The sequence below is a fragment of the Solirubrum puertoriconensis genome (assembly GCF_001483135.1).
GTDB classification, from domain to species: Bacteria; Bacteroidota; Bacteroidia; order Cytophagales; family Hymenobacteraceae; genus Solirubrum; species Solirubrum puertoriconensis.
In genome coordinates, this window is sequence record NZ_LNAL01000005.1 from 47,658 (window position 1) to 63,051 (window position 15,394).

The 15,394-nt window shown below is 62.8% G+C and carries 14 protein-coding genes; 6 read left to right on the top strand and 8 right to left on the bottom strand.

Annotated features, from left to right (window positions below):
- Positions 1-652 precede the first annotated feature (652 nt).
- The 5 genes from ASU33_RS04065 to ASU33_RS04085 form a co-directional block, all read right to left on the bottom strand.
- A complete protein-coding gene (locus tag ASU33_RS04065) occupies positions 653-2,254 on the bottom strand; it encodes a Na+/H+ antiporter (protein ID WP_059068482.1) in 1,602 nt (533 codons plus the stop codon).
- Positions 2,255-3,164: 910 nt separating this feature from the next.
- Complete coding sequence (locus tag ASU33_RS04070; RefSeq protein ID WP_059068484.1) at positions 3,165-3,578, bottom strand: hypothetical protein; 414 nt, start codon at positions 3,576-3,578, stop codon at positions 3,165-3,167.
- A 199-nt stretch (positions 3,579-3,777) separates the two neighbouring features.
- Positions 3,778-6,018 carry a penicillin acylase family protein gene (locus tag ASU33_RS04075; RefSeq protein WP_078062867.1) on the bottom strand — a complete coding sequence of 747 codons (2,241 nt, stop codon included), beginning with the start codon at positions 6,016-6,018 and terminating at the stop codon, positions 3,778-3,780.
- A gap of 394 nt (positions 6,019-6,412) precedes the next feature.
- Positions 6,413-7,069: a beta/alpha barrel domain-containing protein gene (locus ASU33_RS04080; RefSeq protein ID WP_286130405.1), complete on the bottom strand. Its 657-nt coding sequence runs from the start codon at positions 7,067-7,069 to the stop codon at positions 6,413-6,415.
- Positions 7,070-7,753: 684 nt separating this feature from the next.
- Positions 7,754-8,824, bottom strand: coding sequence for an ArsO family NAD(P)H-dependent flavin-containing monooxygenase (locus ASU33_RS04085; protein WP_059068486.1), 1,071 nt, complete (start codon positions 8,822-8,824; stop codon positions 7,754-7,756).
- A 271-nt stretch (positions 8,825-9,095) separates the two neighbouring features.
- Here ASU33_RS04085 and ASU33_RS04090 point away from each other — a divergent pair, with 271 nt between their 5' ends.
- Positions 9,096-9,494, top strand: a complete 399-nt coding sequence (locus ASU33_RS04090; RefSeq protein WP_059068488.1) for a hypothetical protein — start codon at positions 9,096-9,098, stop codon at positions 9,492-9,494.
- A gap of 126 nt (positions 9,495-9,620) precedes the next feature.
- Positions 9,621-9,743: a hypothetical protein gene (locus ASU33_RS21750; RefSeq protein WP_286130406.1), complete on the top strand. Its 123-nt coding sequence runs from the start codon at positions 9,621-9,623 to the stop codon at positions 9,741-9,743.
- 163 nt (positions 9,744-9,906) lie between these two features.
- Here ASU33_RS21750 and ASU33_RS04095 read toward each other — a convergent pair whose 3' ends face one another.
- A complete protein-coding gene (locus tag ASU33_RS04095) occupies positions 9,907-10,377 on the bottom strand; it encodes a hypothetical protein (protein WP_059068491.1) in 471 nt (156 codons plus the stop codon).
- Between the two features lie 726 nt (positions 10,378-11,103).
- Between ASU33_RS04095 and ASU33_RS04100 the strand changes: the two genes are divergently transcribed.
- Positions 11,104-11,361, top strand: a complete 258-nt coding sequence (locus tag ASU33_RS04100; RefSeq protein ID WP_059068493.1) for a hypothetical protein — start codon at positions 11,104-11,106, stop codon at positions 11,359-11,361.
- A gap of 206 nt (positions 11,362-11,567) precedes the next feature.
- Here ASU33_RS04100 and ASU33_RS04105 read toward each other — a convergent pair whose 3' ends face one another.
- Complete coding sequence (locus tag ASU33_RS04105) at positions 11,568-11,906, bottom strand: ubiquitination-like system serine protease family protein (RefSeq protein WP_059068495.1); 339 nt, start codon at positions 11,904-11,906, stop codon at positions 11,568-11,570.
- A gap of 160 nt (positions 11,907-12,066) precedes the next feature.
- Here ASU33_RS04105 and ASU33_RS04110 point away from each other — a divergent pair, with 160 nt between their 5' ends.
- A complete protein-coding gene (locus ASU33_RS04110; RefSeq protein ID WP_059068497.1) occupies positions 12,067-12,408 on the top strand; it encodes a hypothetical protein in 342 nt (113 codons plus the stop codon).
- Positions 12,409-13,383: 975 nt separating this feature from the next.
- On the opposite strand, the gene ASU33_RS04115 is transcribed toward ASU33_RS04110, so the two are convergent.
- Positions 13,384-13,812 (bottom strand): hypothetical protein, encoded by a 429-nt coding sequence (locus ASU33_RS04115; RefSeq protein ID WP_059068499.1) that lies wholly within the window; start codon positions 13,810-13,812, stop codon positions 13,384-13,386.
- Between the two features lie 892 nt (positions 13,813-14,704).
- Here ASU33_RS04115 and ASU33_RS21155 point away from each other — a divergent pair.
- Both ASU33_RS21155 and ASU33_RS04125 read left to right on the top strand, forming a co-directional pair.
- Positions 14,705-15,040, top strand: coding sequence for a hypothetical protein (locus ASU33_RS21155; protein WP_149867038.1), 336 nt, complete (start codon positions 14,705-14,707; stop codon positions 15,038-15,040).
- A gap of 40 nt (positions 15,041-15,080) precedes the next feature.
- A complete protein-coding gene (locus ASU33_RS04125; protein ID WP_059068502.1) occupies positions 15,081-15,392 on the top strand; it encodes a DUF4134 domain-containing protein in 312 nt (103 codons plus the stop codon).
- The last annotated feature ends 2 nt before the right edge of the window (positions 15,393-15,394 follow it).

Consider the following 15,394-nt stretch of genomic DNA (forward strand, 5'->3'; position numbering starts at 1 on the left):
CCAAACTGCGGCGCGGGCAGAAAACGCGGGCGGGCGCAATCCCGGAGCTGGGGAGAAAACTCCCTAGTGAATCCGGATCTACTCAGCAGTCCTTGAGGGGTAATATTGTTCAAAGAAAAGTGTTGCCCCCGGTTTTAGGTGCAAAGGCCGCCGAATAATCCTGTTTTTCCGGTTTGCTTCTGACTTTCATAACCTTATTGCGCTCGACTGGCCTCAAATGCGGCAAGCGGATGTTCGCTCCGCGCTGCCGAGAAGTTTCCACGTGCCCAAGCCTGGCAGGCGCACCGGGCTGATCGACAAGGGTGAGCACCAACGGCCGCGGCCTGTTTTGGGAGCCCGGCTCGAAAGGCTTTCGGCTTAAGAATTTAGCCTGGCCCCACCGCCGTGTCATACAGGCCGGGTGCAGCCTGGCAGCTAGGGCGAAGGCCGCGGCCTCTAAACCGGCTCCCGGCGCGCCCGACGGCGGAACCGGTAGCGAAAGTAAAGCTAGCTTTCGGTAGGCTACTACCGGGGAGCTTGCCTACCGGAGCGACATGAATGCACGCCGGGCCGGGATAAGGCAACAAAGGACCATCCCCGAGCGGGAATGATCCTGGAGCTCGCCGTTCAGGCTAGGGTAGGAGAGGGGGCGAAAGCCAGTGCTTTCGGGGCCTCAATAGCCCCGATCCAACATCAGGCGGGATTCCTCCAGATCCAGTTCGTTTTCGAGCTTGCGCAGCACTTCCTCGTTTACTTCCTCGCTGGCCCGCCACTGCTGCACCCGCTCACGTTCCATCCGGATTAAATCTTCGAGCAGGTTCTCGTACTGGGCAAGGTGCTTGCTGTCGAGGCGCGAGGCCACGACGCCCCCGGCGCGGTTGTGCAGCCGCTGAATGCGGATCTCGTAGCGCGTTTTCATCTGGCTGAGCACCTCCTCCGGTACGCGGCCGAAGCCGTAGTGGCTTTCCAAATACTCCACCGAGTTGGTGGCCAGCGCTAACCGGACCCGGTGCTCCTCCTGCTCCAAGCTGCGGTCGGGGGGCAGGCCCAGCCAGCGAATCAACGGACGCAGGCTCAGGCCCTGCAAGACCAGCGTGCAGAAAATAACAACAAAGGTCAGAAACAAAATCAGGTCGCGGTGCGGAAACGGCACGCCCGGGCTGGCCAGCAGCGGCAGGGCCAGCGCCGCGGCCAGCGACACTACCCCCCGCATGCCCGTCCAGGCTACCACCGTCACCAGCCGCCATGTGGTAAGCGGCTCCTGCGCCCGGATACGGCGGCTCAGCAGGCGCGGCAGGTAGGCCCCGCCATAAACCCACAGAAGGCGCCCCAGAATCACGGCCAGGCTGATGAGCACCCCGTGGCGCAGCGCTTCCCAGGCTGGGATCTCGCTGCCGAGCCGCTCCAGGATGTAGGGCAGCTGCAGGCCGATAAGAATGAACACCACCCCGTTGAGCAGGAACACGATGGTGTTCCACACGGCGTAGGCCTGCAGGCGGGCCTGGTAAGTGAAGATCGCAGCCGAGCGGCGGGAGAGAAACAGCCCCGCCGCTACGACCGCCAACACGCCGGATACGTGCAGCTCTTCGGCTACCAGGTAAGCCAGGTAGGGGGTGAGAAACGTCAGGCTCGTATCAATTATGGGGTTGTGCGGCGTAATGCGGTGCACCCGGTACACCACCCAGGCCAGGCCGATTCCCAGGGCCGCGCCGCCCGCGGCAACCCACACCAGCTGCAGGCTGGCCTCCCAAAAAACAAACTGACCCGTGAGCACCGCTGCCACCGCGTAGCGGTAGGCAATCAGGCCCGTGGCGTCGTTTACCAGGCTTTCGCCCTCGAGGATCGTGAGCACCCGCCGGTTAACGCCCAGGCCTTTGGTGGCCGAGGCGGCCGCAACGGCGTCGGGCGGGGAGACAATGGCCCCCAGCACGAAGGCTACGGTCCAGCTAAAGTCGGGAATCAGGTAGTGGGCCACAACGGCCACCAGCCCGGTGGAAAACAGCACGCAGCCCAGGGCCAGTAGAAAAATGGGCCGCCGGGCCGCCTTGAACTCGGTCCACGACGTGTTCCAGGCGGCCGCGTAAAGCAGCGGCGGCAGGAAGATGAGGAACACCACGTCCGGGTGCAGCTCAATGCGGGGCAGGCCCGGCACCAAACCGATGCCGATGCCGGCCAGCACCAGCAGCACGGGGTACGGCAAGCGGATGCGCTCGGCCACCTCCGCCAGCACGGTAATGGCAACGAGTAAGCCAATGATGAGTTCCAGCTCGTGCATGCAGAAAGTGGTCAGACCTGAAAAGGAGAGCCGGAAATGTAGCACCGCAGCAAGCTGGTCCGCAAAGCTCACCCAAGGAAAGTGTCGGGTCCGCCCTGGGCCACGCTGCTGGGCATTGAAATCTTCAGCAGTTTGATGCCGGCTTAACCCGCGGCGGCGGCCGGCCTCGCGGCAAATAAGGGCGCGCTGACGCCCCACTGGCAAACCAGCCGGACAAGTCACGCCGTACGTTGGTTAACCCAACGCGGAGAGCATGGCCCGTCGAGCCCGTAGCAAGCGCAGATCCCGCCGCTTCCACCCGGCGGCTTGGTGGCCGTGGCTGCTGGCTGCGGGCGTAATCCTGTTTCTGAGTTTGGCGGTGTGGCGGTACGGCTGGTAAGCGGCAAGGGCTGTGAGCTGGGCGTGCGCATCAAGCAATAAGCTTACTTTGTCTACAGCACTGCCTTTAACTTGCCCGGGCGGAAAACCTTTGCATAGCCGCTCCGCAGGCGCAGGTGCAGGGCACGCTGGGGAGCAGTTAATTTCAGGCCGCGTACTTTCGCTTCTGCTCCCCATTAAGCAAGTCACCAAAGCCTCAAGATCGTCCTGACCGGCAGCTCCAGCCGCTAGGGTCGCGCCATCTACAACCAGCTGGCGCCCCGCCACCAGCCGCGGCGTGCCGGGCCCAGGACTGGGAGCTGCCTTCAATTCTGGACCGGGGGTACGTTTGAGCGCGATCTGAAAGCGACCTGGGCTAGAGCCCCCGGTATGGGTTTGAGAAAGTGCCAGCCTGGTTCGGCTGGCCTGCGTTGACCGTCGGCACGGCTACGACGTAGCAAACCCGCCGTAATTGCGCTAAGCGCGTTTAAATCATTCAAAAGCTATCGCCTGATTACCGCCTAGAACCAGGCAGCAGCCGGGCCGTCAACCCTCAGGCTGTTACGGCCAAATGGGATTTCAGCAGCCAGGTAACGGCTTGGGATTCGTCGTCAAAGGACTTATTAACCAGCGCTACGGTACTTGCCAGGGCGAGCAGGTTAGCGGCGGCCAGCCGGGCCAGGCTGGCCGTAGGCGGCAGCGTAGCCCGGTAAAGCGGGGGACGGCCCTCCGCTAGTTTTCGCCAGTATTCCGCCACCCAAGTGCATTCAGCGGGGGTAAACTCCCGCATCTGCCGTTGGTCGACCAGAATGCGGTGATAGCCGGCGCGCTCATACAAATTGCTGAGGTGGTGCACCAGTGCCTTGAGCTCATCCAGTTTGCGCAGCCCGGGCTTGTATTCCAGCCGGAGATAGCCCTCTGAGTGGGTGAACACCCGTCCTACGGGATTTTCAAAGTACAGGCGCATGCGGGAAAACCAAATGGCGGCAATAGGTTTGGCCTTTAACGGAAACTCAACGTTAAGGTTGCTTCTGAACGCTGATTTTCCAAGCCAAGGAACGGCAGCCTGCCGGGCTGGAATTACTGCCGGTAACTTTCATAGGCGGCTGAACGGCCGGTTTCGACGGCCGGCGAGGGGGAAAAGCTCAGCCAACTCAATCAACGCCTTATTGCCCCGGGTGGTAGCTGCGCCGGGCGTGGGATAACACGTCCTGCTGGTAGTACCAGGCTTCCTTGAGCTGGTAGGTGGCGTACAGGGGGGCCTGGTCGAAATAGTGCGGCGAGGCCGGATCCGCACTCTGCCCGAAGTTGACGACGGAGCGCGCCCGCACCCGCGGGCCCAGCTCGACCACGGCAACGTAGGTATTGCCCCCGATGCCGTACTGGCGCTGCTGCGCTTTCTCCGGGCGGGTACGGAAGGCAAACAGCGAACCCGCGCTACCGGCAAAGCTGCCCACCGGCAGGCTGGGCCGGCTGTCGGCAAACTTTTCCTGCGACCCGCTGCTGTGAATGCGCTGCAGGCGATTGACTTCCCCCCAGGGCACCCAGGGCGAGCCGTAGCGCGCGGTGAGCTCGGCTGCGGCGCTGCGGAGAAAAGCGACGGCCAGGCTATCGGAAACGGGCAGCTGCAGGCCGTGCAGGTAGGCCGCAATGCCGGGCGCGTAGTAGGGTACGGTGGGGGGAAAAAGCTGGTTGAGGTAAGCGGAGTACTGTTGCCCCCAGGCGAACGCCAGGGTAGTAGCCCGGCTGTGGACGCCCGAGCGGCAATCCCAGCGGCGCAGCGTGTCGGTTACCGCCTGCAGCTCGGCGCGCAGCTCGGGCCGGCGGGTCAGCTGCCGGTCACTGGCCGCCAGCACCTGCGGCAGCCAAGCCGCGTACATGGGCAAGCGGGGACTGCAGGCGAGAAGCCACAGGCCTTCGGGGCTGAGCGGCCCCGCTGTTCCTAGCTGCCGCACGGCCTCCACTGCCCGAAACGTCTGGGGGTCGTAGGCCAGGTAGGCCGGATAGCGGCCGGGCTCGGGGCTGCCGGGGCCGGCAGCCTGAAAGGGCGTGGAATTGCAGTTCTGCAGCCAGCCGCTGGCCGGGTTTACGATCTGCGCCAGGCTGCGCAGGGAATGGCGGCCGCGCCACTCGGTGCGGGGATTGCTTCCGTCCACGGGCTGGGTCCAGTTAAAGGCCGGGTCCCGGCGGGGAACGGCGTTGCCGTGCCAGTAGGCGATGTTGCCGCGGGCATCGGCAAACATAGTGTTGGACAGCAGCTGGCGCTGGTTCATGGCCGCCTTGAAGCGGGCCAGGGTCGGGGCCTTGCTCATCAGCCAGGCCTGCCAGGCGTAGCGCCCGAAGCTCTCGGTGGCGCCGCGTACGGTTAGCCAGGCCGCGCCGCGGCGGGCGATGGCGGGCCCGTGGTGAGTGCGCAGAAATCGGTACACCCGGCGTTGTTGGCCCGCGGGCGTCTGGTAAGCGAGGGTATCGGTCCACACCACGGCCCGGCGGTAGCCCCGGCCGTAGCAGTAGAGCGTGGAGTCCTTGGGGTGATCAAAGGTTTCCTGGTAGACGTCGTCGTAGTCGGCGGCCGTATTGGTGTGGGCCCAGGCCGTGGTAGCGGTAAAGCCCGACCAGATCCAGAACTGCCCAAGCATGGCGAAGCCCGAAGCGTTCAAGCCCTGCTCGCTGACTAAATGCGCCTCGTAGCGCTGGTTGTCCCCGAAAAATCCCACGTGGGGATTAATCAGCAGCAGGCTGTGGCCCGTGGTGGTTTTGCTTGGCGCAAGGGCAATTGCGTTAGAGCCGCTTTCCTGCTGCTGCTCCCAGCCCTCAACCCCTTCGCCTCCCGCTCCGCCCCCGCCCAGGCCGAGGCGGCGCCGCTCGGCCGCGGTGATGCCGTGGTTGGCGCCATCGGGGGCGGGCTGCAGCAGCAAGTGCCAGGACTCGTAGCGAGTGAGCAGGCGGCGGGGCACCTCGGGGTGCGTGTGCAGGTAGTAGTTTATCCCCGCGGCGGCCGCGTCGCAGAGCTGCCGCAGCCCGGCGGGGCCCTCGCGGTAAGCCTGGCGGGCGCGGGCCGCCGTCTGGCGCACGGCCATGGAGGCGTCGCTGCCCAGCTCCTTTTCCCCGTAAAGCTCAGCCAGACGCCCTAGCTTACGCACCGCGCTTTCTTCTACTTGCCAGTAGTTGTCCTCGCACTGGGCATAGAGCATACCGAACGCCGCGTCGGCGTCGGTTTTGCCGTAGATGTGCGGCACGCCCCACTCGTCCCGGATGATGGTCACCGCGGCGGCCCGGGCTTGCCAGGCGGCAATTTCCGCCGGCTGAGCGGACTGCGCCACAGCGGCGGCGGAGAGCAGCCAGCAGGCCAGCAGCTGAAATGCCCAGCGGGCGGCGGTCGGGGCAACTATTAAGCCTGCGCGCATGTGCTTCCGCGTCAAAGGTTAATACGACAAACGAGTTGTGCTGGGAGAGTTGATGCTGCGCGCCGGGTTAAGGCAGCCGACCACCGGGAGCCCGGGACGCAGGTGCTGCTGCCGACAGCGCGCTTATGGCGGAGTGCGAATAATTAAATATAAAAATATTCCGTGACGCCTAACGCCTCGTTTCTGTTCGGCTTGCCGGCCTGCGCAGCTGGCTGAATCAGTAATGTGTCAGTTTAATCGGACCCACGGATGTAATTACGGAACGGGTAAACCCCTCAACCCGGGCTGGGAGGACTCCTGGCCGCGCCGGGCAGCAAGGTAACGTCGTTGGATGAGGCCGTGTCCCAACCCGTGAGGAACGTACGCTACCCTCTGAGACCATGGCAGCATGGAATTATGCTGCCGTGGGATTGCTCATTGCCGCTAGCAACGTGCGCATCAGGGCCGTAAGCGCCGTCGGATCTTGGGTGGGCAGCAGACGCGAGTCCAACCCCACACAGGTTGCCCCCGCCTGCCGCCACGCGGCCACCACTTCCGGCCGCGGCTCCAGTCCCCCCGTAGCCATGATAGGCACCTGCGGCAAAGGTCCGCGCAGGGTTTGCAGGTAGGCCGGGCCAAGGTAGCCGGCCGGGTACAGCTTAACCAGGGCTGCCCCCTGCTGCGCGGCCTGGTAGACTTCCGTCAAGGTCATGGCCCCGGGCAGCCAGGCCAGGTCGTGGCGCCGGCACACCGCGGCTACTTCCGGACTGAGCACCGGCTGCACGATAAAGTCCGCGCCCGCCGCGATAAACCTTTCCGCCTCCTCCGGGGTGAAAATGGTGCCGGCCCCCAGCAGCAGATCCGGGTAATCGGCTTCCACCAGCTTCTGCAAGCCGGCGAAGATCCGGTAGGCTTCCGGCCCGCGGTTCGTAAACTCGAATACCCGGACACCGGCGGCGTAGCAGGCGGCCAGCACCCGGCGGGCAAAATCATCCCCGGCGTGGTAGAACACCGGCGTCAGCGGGGTGCGGCGGGCCTGATCAAGCAAGTCAGCGGAAGTAAAGCGGGCCATGGCAAATTCAGGTTGCGGAACCCATGCGCTACGCACGAACGCGGGGCGGGGATGTACCCGGAAAGTTTTTCCGATTCCAAAAGTCTAAGCTAGTGCCTAAGTCTTGCCCCGTAAACGCTTGATTTTACCCTGCCGAATGAAAACCAGAGACGTCCGCCGGGAATGACGGGGGTCCGCGAGGCAAAGGTCGTCAGTCTGGCCAGTCAGCGCGAGGCGTTCGGGTGCAGACGGGCGGAACTTGCGTTTTCGTCCCATGCGTCGTAGACCGTGTTGCCGGGTGAGCCGGGGCTACGGGTTGCTGTGCGCCGCCCGCGCCCTGGGCCAGGAGTGGCTGGGCCCACAAACGGTGAGGCAGCCTTAAGACGAAAAGGGAGGTGAACGGTTACGCAAAAACTACGCGGCCATTCAGCAGCTTACAGGATCGGCGTCTTATGCTTCCTTTAGCCGTCCGTTATGGCTGCGCCAGCGGCGCGAACCCAAGGCCGCGGCTTGCGCTTACCGGCCCAATCCGGCGCATCAACCGCAGCTGCTCCCGGCTACCGCGCAACAAGCCGGACGACGGGTCAACCTTCGCCTGAGCACAATTGCAGCGAGATAATGCGGGCGTCGGCTTTCTGAGAATTGAGCGGCCGCGGGCGGCTTCCCCAACCCAAGCGCACGACCGGGTTGCCGATCGGCAACGTACTAGGTCTGCAGGTAAGCCTGGATTTCTGCCACCGTGGCTTTGGCCGAACGGCCCACGCCGATCAGGGTAGCCGAAGCAAAGCCCGTCCAGCTGCCGTAGCCCACCAGCCACAAGCCCGGGACGTCCGTTGCCCTGGTGCCTGTGGTGCTCACCCGGCCATCGGGCAGCACCACGCCTAAGGAACGCAGATGGCTGAGCGCAGGCCGGAAGCCGGTGCACCAGATAACCGTGTCCACCTTTTCAAACCGGCCACCGGGCCACTCTACTCCTTTGGAAGTAAAGCGCGTAAAGGGGCGCACGCTTTGCAGCACGCCGCGGGACCGGGCATCTTTGACGGAATCCACCATGACGATGTCACCCAGCGCGGCCTGAGGCGAGCTATGCCCGGCCAGGTAGCGCTGCGTAGCCTGGCTGAACAGCACCCGGCCATCCACTTCGTCGGGCAAGTAACGCGGCTCCTCTTCCGTTACCCAGGTCGTGCGGGCCACCAGCGATACATCAGCTAGTATCTGGGCCGCCGAGTTGCCCGCACCCACAACGAGCACGTGCCGGCCGGCAAAGCCGACCGCACTCCGGTAGGCCGCGGAGTGCAGCTGCTCACCCGCAAACTCTCCCTGGCCGGGATAAGCCGGCAGAAAGGGCTGGCTCCAGGTGCCGGTGGCACTGACCACTGCCCGGGCCCGCCAGCTGCCTTGATCGGTAATAACCATAAATTCCCCGTTGGGCAGCGCCGTTACGCTTTGCACCCGCACGGGGCGCTGCACCGCAAGGCCGTAGCGCTGCTCGTAGCGCCGCAGGTAATCCACGACTGCGTCGCGGGCCGGGAACTGCTCGTCGGCGGGCTTGGGCATCATCCAGCCCGGCAGGGAGCTAGCCGACGCCGGCGAGAACAGCCGCAGCGAATCCCAGCCGTGCTGCCAGGCCCCCCCCGGCGCTTGCTGAGCATCAAGCAGCACGTAGGACAGGCCGCTGCGCCGCAGAAAATAGCCCAGCGCCAGACCGCTCTGCCCGGCGCCGACTACCAGGACATCAACCAAACGAGCTGGGGGATCAAAAACTTTGCTGCTCATCTTATGCCTGGAAATATACTGTGGCGGCAGGGATACGTAAGCCCTCCGCCGGGGATACGACTGCCGTCTGGACGCGGGCGCATCGCGACCAATCAGACCCCGGCCATTTTGCTTGCAGGCTTAACCTGCGGCCGGGCACCCCTGGCTGGCCGTTCTACCCGACCGGAAAGGCGAGACCGGGTAACCGGGCAAGGCCGGGCCTTCAACAATTGCCGGGATGGGTGCGTAAACCGGATTGCAACCCACCCGGGGTAATTCCCCTCCCGATCCCATGAAAACGCCCCTTATAACCATATTCGCGGCCGCCTTGCTGCTCGGCGGCTGCAGCGAAGAAACCCGCAAGCAGCGCGAGGCCGAGCACGCGCTGGAAGAAGCCGCCGAAGCCCAGGCCGAGGCCGACGCCAAGCGCGCCCGCGCCGTGGCCAAGCAGGTGCGCGCGGACGCCGAAACCCGGGCCCGCGCCCTGGAGGAGCATGCCGCCGCCGTGGAGGACGCTGACGTTGAGGTGGACGTGGACACCTATGATCGTCCCTACACTGGCACCGACGAGAAAGAGCGTATCCGCTACGAGGCGGAGCGCGAAGCCCGTCGTCTAGAGCGGGAGCGCCTAAGGGAAATCGATGGCGACCGCTTTGCCAAGGAACGAGAAGTCAAGGTCAAAGTCGACTAAGGTAAACCGGGCGGCCAGCGGGCGGCCCGGTCTGCTTTTGAAGCCATCGCCGCTTTGCTTTTTTTCTCGAGCTGCGCCAACACAGCAGGTGCCACTGCGTACAGTAGAGCCTAACTCCACTGCGCTATGAAGACACTGTACTTGACCGCCCTCGCCGGGCTGCTTTTCCTCGCCTACAGCCAAGGCTCCGAAAAGGCCGCAGCCCAAACCGCTACCTCAGAACCCGCCGCCAGCGTTGCCAGCAACTAACCGGCTGCGAAGCGAAATCCGTTTGCCTTAATGAACATTGCCTGACTCGGCCTACCTGCTCTGCAGGTTGGCTTGGTCAGGCAAGTTCTCTTTAATCCTTCCTTGCACCTAAAACGGAACACCGTCCGCAAGGTTGGTTTTGCCAGGAAGTAAGGCTCCAAGATTAACTGGCTAAGGCCAAAGCAGCGAGGGCTGGCAACAAGGTGCTCCGCCCGGAAGCGGGCAGGCTACCGCGCTGCTGCCACTGCTGCCGCAGCCAGTCCCTGGCCGCGGCCTCGTCCGTAAACGCGGCGGTCCGCACCCCACTGGTTTGGCTGGTGAGCGACTCAAACCCCGCGGCGGCGGCGCTCGCGTGGGGCGAGGGAGCGACCAGAAAAGCAACGTACACCACGCTACCTAGCTCGCGGTGCACCCGGGGAAAATACTCCTCCTGCAGCCAGGTCTGCAGGCAGGAAGGGTTGGCGGTGAAGTGCTCGCGGCCGTCCAGCAACCAGTGATTGCACTGGTTTTCCTGGGCGGTGAGCAGCAGCAGCTCGCAGCTTTCGGTGATTTCAGCCGGGCTCAGCGGGCGACGGCGGGCGGCCCGCAGCAGGGGCGGGTCGGACTCAAGCGCAAGTTCGTAGTACTCCAGCATGGGCAGCAGTTATCAGATCAACCAGACCACGAGGAAACAAGTTAACTATTCTTGTGCCAATTTTTTGGAAACACTTAGCGTTAGGCGCCAAGCGCTAAGGAGTTGCGCTTGCTAATCGGCCGGTGGCGCATACCTGAAAGCGAAATTTATCCGCTCGCCAGGGGGCACGAAGCTAGCGCTGCGCATACAGCCAAAACGAAAGTTGGGAGTCACTCGCAGGTTGGTACCCGGCCCTAATTTTAGTGGCTTGGCCGCAGCCCGTGAAATCGCAGCTACCGGGGCAGCAAGCCTGGTCTGCGGCCAACTCAGTTATCGAGGTTTGACTTCCCGGATTCCAGAGTTGCTTGGCTGTTTTCCCGGGGAATAACCGGGGTAAGCACTCCCTCGCGGAAAACGTACAAGCAAAGCAACAGCAAAACGAACAGGCAAAGTAGCGGCATGGCGTCGGCAGTTGGTGGACGGCAAAGATGGACAATTCAAGCCTAAAGCTACGGGCTGCTCACGGGCGTGTTAGGTCACCCTTGAATTGATTATATTTTCATTACCTTCAGAACGGGTCCACCAGCCCGCAGGAAATTGTTAGCTGCGGGGTTCAGCCCGACGGCTTGCAGGCCCCGGGTGCCCGGCTTAAATCCGGTTAAGCACCGCTGAACACCAGCCCCTCAGCGCACGTATTCCCGGTGCCCACCGTGCGGCAGTATTCCACCCGCTTCCCCGTGCTTGCTTATGTCAGCGCCAACCTACCAAGCTTTCGATCCGGGTATCCAGCACCCCTTCAGCCTTCCGCCCTCCACCTTACCCGCCGACGAACAGCAGCGCTGGCTGGCCCGCCTGCAGCAGGCCGAATCCTGGGTTGGCTTTCAACCCGGGGGTGTGCCCACCGGCACGGCGGATACCCTACTGTTGCTGGAGCGTTACGTGCGCGGGGAGCTGACGGCCCAGCAGGTTGCCGCCGTGCAGCAGCACCGCCGGCCGCGGGCCTGAGCTGCTGCAGCCGGATGCAAACGAGCTTTAAAACGCCAAAGCCCCGTCGACCAAGGGTGGACGGGGCATCAGGTGGAGTAGGTGGTGGAGTCAGCTCCGGATGGATGGCGCCAGCCGGGCGGGAGCGGGAGTGCTTCCCTTTCTGCGGAAAGCTGGTCTATGTACGGCCGCCGCTGAGCTTAGGTTACATTTACCAACTCCGGTGCTTAGTACTTGGCCCAGTACACCCGCCCCCGCACCAGACGAAAGCGTTTGCGGCAGCCGGGCACCGAGGGCTGCACTGTCGGCCGGCCCCAGCGATCCCAGCGCAGCCGGAACGAGGCGTAGCGCCGCGCGTGCAGCGGCAGGTGCAGCACCTGCCCGCAGCCGCAGGGGCAGCGCAGCACGGCTTCTTCCTGCTGTCCCTGCGGGCCCAGACGCAGCAGCAAGGCGTTTTCCGGCACGGCGTCCGGACTAAGGGGATTCGCGGCGGCGGGCAGCAGCTGGTAGCGGAACAAGCCCAGCTGCTGCAGCTTGCGGCCGAGAATGCGGGCAAGTGCTTCCATTAAATTAAGGCTGAGGTTAGCGGTTGGGCCGGGGTATTCGGAACAGTATGGGCAACTTACTTCCCCTTTTGGCTTAAGGTTATGCTCCAGCCGGCGCATACCAACCGAGGCCCGCGGAACCAGGGCCAGGCCTACGCGTACCAGGGCTAAATCATTCTTTATGCAACCGCGTCCTCTGCCCGCCCTTCAGCAGCTGCAACAGCTGCACGACCAGCTGCTTGGCCTGTCCGCGTACCTTGCTGCCGACCAGCAGGTGATGCTGCGCCTGTGCCGCGAGGCCCCGGCGGAGCTCACCCGCCTGGCTGGATTAGGCTTAACGGAGGGTTGGCGAAGGCAGGTGCGCGCCAGCCAGGAGCTGCTGGAGCTGGCCTGCCGGGAAGCCGCGCAGCCGCAACCGCAGTGGCAGCTGGTGCTGTCGGCGCTCAAGGGAGCTCTCTACCCCTGGGCCCACCTCCCTCCGCCCAGGCGGGAACCCTTCAACCCCGTGGGACCTCACTTTTAGGTGCGCAGGGGAAAAGCAGCCCGGCACGTTTGTGGAGCGGCAGTTCCAAGCTACCTGTCAAGGTAGACCCACCCGTTGGGCCCGCATTGCCCGGGCTCACCTCGAATCGCTGGCGCTCGCTGCCGACGCCCCGGCAAACCACTCCGGAACGTGGCTCCCCCGGGATGCGGGCAACCCGTATTCGGGTCGACCTGCGCTTGCTGGCTTATAGGATGCAGCCTGGGTTACGGGCTCAGGCTTAATGACTAGGGAATCCCCGGCTTCATGTAAGCCTGGGTGCCGCGCACCAAGGCACCGGTATTTTTTGAAGTTGATGGTATTATCCGGTGGCAATAAAGCTACCTTTGGGCGGGAATTCCCTTTCCCAGCCCATAATATTTTGGTGTGAAAGACCCGGCTGGCCCTGCCTACCGGGTCTTTTTCGTTTCACCGCGCTTACCCTGCTGCTCCAAGCCGACAGCAGGATTCAGGCGTTGGTTAAGCCTAAAGCAAGCTTTCCAAGGAGCCGGGCCTTAACCTGGTCATGCGGCAGTTAGAGAAAAGGCCCAGCGGCATTATGCCCCTGGGCCCGTTTCATGCTAGTATGGTTAACTAGCTCCACCAGCCAGGGCGAATTTGCCGCTCCGCCCTTAGCAGCAGCAATATTAGTAGAATCCTATCAACCTTCACCCTTAAGCGAAAGGTTTGCCTTGGTAATGGTTCAACATTGTCAAAATCATATTGATAAGGCATACCCTAGACTAAAGTTTAAGTAAGTCAAGCTAGCTTGCACATTCCTTCACAGCTGCCCCGCTGATCGTGCCGGACCTTTCGGCTCTTTCTTGCAAAATACCAACCTATTCCACACATCCGCCTCCTTTAGGCTCAGGCACTTAAGCAGATACTTTAGTTATATTAACTACATCTTAAATTATAATTTTGATAACATTATAATATACTTACATAATAACCTATTATCATTTTAAAAAGACTGGATCAATGAACTTGACCCCTGTACTCGTTACCCAGCCCACAAGCCCAGGCGCGGGCATCGATCGGATCGGTAAAAAAGCGAATCTGCAGGCACAAATTCGGACCCAGGGAAGTAAGGCCGGCCATCACGCGTTCCTGAGAGGCGGGACTGACTGCTTCCAAGAGGGCCAGGCGCTTTAACCCTAACTGAATAAGCGACGGCATGAACTGCTCCCCGACGTACCGCACATCGGCAGCACTCAGGGGCCCGAGCAACCGATCATCGGCTACCCAGCCGGCAAAGCGATACTGCTGGGCCAGCGCCAACGCCTCTGCAACCATGGTTTGGAACAAGGTCCCGGAGACGGCGCCATACCACTGCGCTTCCAAAGCCTTATCACCAGCCGCGTGTAGGTAAAGCTTAAGGGCCGGATAGGAGCGGAGCAGTTGCATCGGGGAATGGGTAATCGCAGTAGGCTGGAAAATCCGGACAGGCTAAGCTGGCGAGTAAACCAAATCAGCACCTCAGCCCGGAAATTTATTAATTCCAAATGATCTACTCGAGTCAGAAATGGCAACTTTCTTGGGCTTATAAGTTGCACTTTCCCCGCAACTGCTCTACCCGGCATACTTAACCGCTGCCCGGAATAGTGCTACGATGCGGCTTTACGGGCAGAAAAGAGCACTGGCATGAGGAACGGCCTGCGGTGGTTGACCAATTCTGAAAACTAAGAATTGCATTAACAATCAGGAAAAGCCATCGACAGGGGCAGCCACTGCAGGCTTGCCCACCGCGAAAATACTATCGCCGGGTTGGGTTTGTTTACCCAAAGGCCCGGGCTGCGTAAAGAAGAACAAAGCTGCTGCGCTGCCGCGGGGGTACGACGCAGCACTTCAGTCGGAACTGGGTTTCGGTGCGGCTACCACGGTCCACTAGGCCAGGCTGTTTGCCACCTTACACTTTAACCCCGCCGTTATGCTTTTTACCGGTTATACCTGGAGCCAGTTTGTATTTGGCACCCTCGTGCTGCTCGTCTTGTATTACGCCTACGTGGGCTGGCGCTACTACCGCCCTGAGCTGCGCGCCTGGCTAAGCCGCCGGACCGCCGTGCCTCGCTCCGCAGCGCAGGCTTCGGAGCCGCTCGTGCCACCCAGCCTGGTGTTCGCCCCCGCAGACTCGCCGGCGCCAGCCTTCTCGCCCGGCACTGCGGCAAGCCACGTTTTTTCCGCGCAAGCTGCTGACAACGAAGCAGAAGCCCGACAAAGCGCCGCTGCAAAGACCGCGGAGGCTACCACTGAGGAGAATAGTAGGATCATATCAAATTTTGATTCATTGCATCAAAATGTGATTGATCCCGTTCAAGGCAATCAGACCGACTTACCCCACACCGCCGGTGCGCCGCTTACCCCCGCTAAGCTGCCGCCGCCCGGATCCGACCCTGAAGCCCTGCCCGCGGAGCAGGAGCTGCCGGTGGCGCCCTCCGCACTTGCCCACCCGGCCGAAGCCGACTCGCTGATCGGCGCTGATGATTTAGTTGAGGCCCTGGACTGCCTGGCTGCCGGCCGGGCCCCGGAATCCTTGCACCCCGCCCTGGAGGGTACCGCCCTGGCCGCCCGGTTTGCTGCCAACAAGCGCCGGCGCAGCGCGGAGATTGATGCCCTGTTCGGGGAAGAGGAATAAGCCGGCTCCGGGCCTGTTTATCCCCCAACATCCACCGTCTATGCGCTTACTTTCTTTCCTTGCCCGCCTGGCGGGCCTGGCCCTGCTGTGGCTGCTGCCCGCCGCGCTGCGGGCCCAGGGCAGCGGCGAAGCCGGCATTGAAGCCGCCACCGAGCAGGTGACCCGCTACTTTGAGCCCGGCACCAACCTCATGTACGCTGTGGGCGCCGTACTGGGCCTGATCGGAGCCGTGAAGGTGTACTCCAAGTGGAACTCCGGCGACCAGGATACCCAGAAGGTAGCCGCCTCCTGGTTTGGCTCCTGCATCTTCCTCGTCGTGGTGGCCACCATCCTGCGGGCCTTTTTCCTGTAGGC

Coding starts and splice junctions, on each gene's coding strand:
- ASU33_RS04065 (WP_059068482.1), bottom strand. CDS start 2,254: ATGCACGAGCTGGAACTCATCATTGGCTTACTCGTTGCCATTACCGTG.
- ASU33_RS04070 (WP_059068484.1), bottom strand. CDS start 3,578: ATGCGCCTGTACTTTGAAAATCCCGTAGGACGGGTGTTCACCCACTCA.
- ASU33_RS04075 (WP_078062867.1), bottom strand. CDS start 6,018: ATGCGCGCAGGCTTAATAGTTGCCCCGACCGCCGCCCGCTGGGCATTT.
- ASU33_RS04080 (WP_286130405.1), bottom strand. CDS start 7,069: ATGGCCCGCTTTACTTCCGCTGACTTGCTTGATCAGGCCCGCCGCACC.
- ASU33_RS04085 (WP_059068486.1), bottom strand. CDS start 8,824: ATGAGCAGCAAAGTTTTTGATCCCCCAGCTCGTTTGGTTGATGTCCTG.
- ASU33_RS04090 (WP_059068488.1), top strand. CDS start 9,096: ATGAAAACGCCCCTTATAACCATATTCGCGGCCGCCTTGCTGCTCGGC.
- ASU33_RS21750 (WP_286130406.1), top strand. CDS start 9,621: ATGAAGACACTGTACTTGACCGCCCTCGCCGGGCTGCTTTTCCTCGCC.
- ASU33_RS04095 (WP_059068491.1), bottom strand. CDS start 10,377: ATGCTGGAGTACTACGAACTTGCGCTTGAGTCCGACCCGCCCCTGCTG.
- ASU33_RS04100 (WP_059068493.1), top strand. CDS start 11,104: ATGTCAGCGCCAACCTACCAAGCTTTCGATCCGGGTATCCAGCACCCC.
- ASU33_RS04105 (WP_059068495.1), bottom strand. CDS start 11,906: ATGGAAGCACTTGCCCGCATTCTCGGCCGCAAGCTGCAGCAGCTGGGC.
- ASU33_RS04110 (WP_059068497.1), top strand. CDS start 12,067: ATGCAACCGCGTCCTCTGCCCGCCCTTCAGCAGCTGCAACAGCTGCAC.
- ASU33_RS04115 (WP_059068499.1), bottom strand. CDS start 13,812: ATGCAACTGCTCCGCTCCTATCCGGCCCTTAAGCTTTACCTACACGCG.
- ASU33_RS04125 (WP_059068502.1), top strand. CDS start 15,081: ATGCGCTTACTTTCTTTCCTTGCCCGCCTGGCGGGCCTGGCCCTGCTG.